The 1,483-nt window shown below is 56.6% G+C and carries 1 pseudogene (cut by a window edge); it reads left to right on the top strand.

Annotated features, from left to right (window positions below):
* Positions 1-1,483 (top strand): annotated as a pseudogene (locus tag AACU78_RS30075) (immunoglobulin-like domain-containing protein); its annotated part runs 8,807 nt beyond the window's last position; the annotation flags it as partial.

Below are 1,483 nucleotides of genomic sequence, written 5' to 3' on the forward strand. Positions count from 1 at the left end.
GCAACATCACTTACACCGCCACGCTGACCAACCCGGCGCAAACTCCGGTAACCGTGACGCTGAGCAATGGCCAGACCATCGTTATCGAAGCGGGTAAATCTGCGGGCTCGGTGGTGTTTGAAACGCCAGCTAACGACGTTTACAACAATGGTTCGACCGTCAGCACAACTATTACCAGTGCAACTGGCGGTAACTTTGAGAACTTGGTTCCAGATACTGCCCCAGCCGTCACCACGATCACTGATTCGATCGACACCACTACCGTCACCCTGACGGCAGATCCATCGGTCGTTGAAGGCGGCAACATCACTTACACCGCCACGCTGACCAACCCAGCGCAAACCGCCGTGACCGTCACTTTGAGCAACGGCCAGACGATCAATATCGAAGCGGGCAAGTCCAGCGGAACTGTAGTTTTCGAAACTCCAGCTAACGACGTTTACAACAACGGTTCGACCGTTAACACGACGATCACCAACGCCACTGGCGGTAATTTCGAGAACCTCGCAACCAACCCAGCGCCAGCCACCACTACGATCACCGACTCGATCGACACCACCACCGTCACCCTGACGGCGGACCCATCGGTCGTTGAAGGCGGCAACATCACCTATACCGCGACGCTGACCAACCCAGCGCAAACCGCTGTGACGGTTACCTTGAGCAACGGTCAGACGATCAACATCGAAGCGGGCAAGTCCAGCGGAACTGTAGTTTTCGAAACCCCGGCCAACGACGTCTACAACAACGGTTCCACCGTCAACACGACGATCACCAGCGCTACTGGCGGTAACTTCGAAAACCTGGCAACCAACCCAGCGCCAGCGACCACTACCATCACCGACTCGATAGACACCACTACCGTCACGTTGACGGCGGACCCGTCAGTCGTTGAAGGCGGCAATATCACTTACACCGCTACGCTGACCAACCCCGCGCAAACCGCTGTGACGGTTACCTTGAGCAACGGTCAGACGATCAACATCGAAGCGGGCAAGTCCAGCGGAAGTGTGGTTTTCGAAACCCCGGCCAACGATGTCTACAACAACGGTTCGACCGTCAACACGACGATCACCAACGCTACCGGCGGTAATTTCGAAAACCTGGCAACCAACCCAGCGCCAGCGACTACCACTATCACCGACTCGATCGATACCACCACTGTCACTCTGACGGCGGATCCTTCGGTCGTTGAAGGCGGCAACATCACTTACACCGCTACGCTGACTAACCCGGCGCAAACTGCGGTGACTGTGACGCTTTCGAATGGTCAGACCATCGTCATCGAAGCGGGTAAATCTGCGGGCTCGGTAGTTTTCGAAACTCCGGCCAACGACGTCTACAACAACGGTTCGACCGTCAACACGACGATCACCAACGCCACCGGTGGCAACTTCGAGAATCTGGCGACCAACCCTACGCCAGCGACCACCACGATTACCGATTCGATCGACACCACCACCGTTACTCTGACGGCGGATCC

The organism is Pseudomonas sp. R9.37 (assembly GCF_963878885.1).
Taxonomy (GTDB): Bacteria; Pseudomonadota; Gammaproteobacteria; order Pseudomonadales; family Pseudomonadaceae; genus Aquipseudomonas.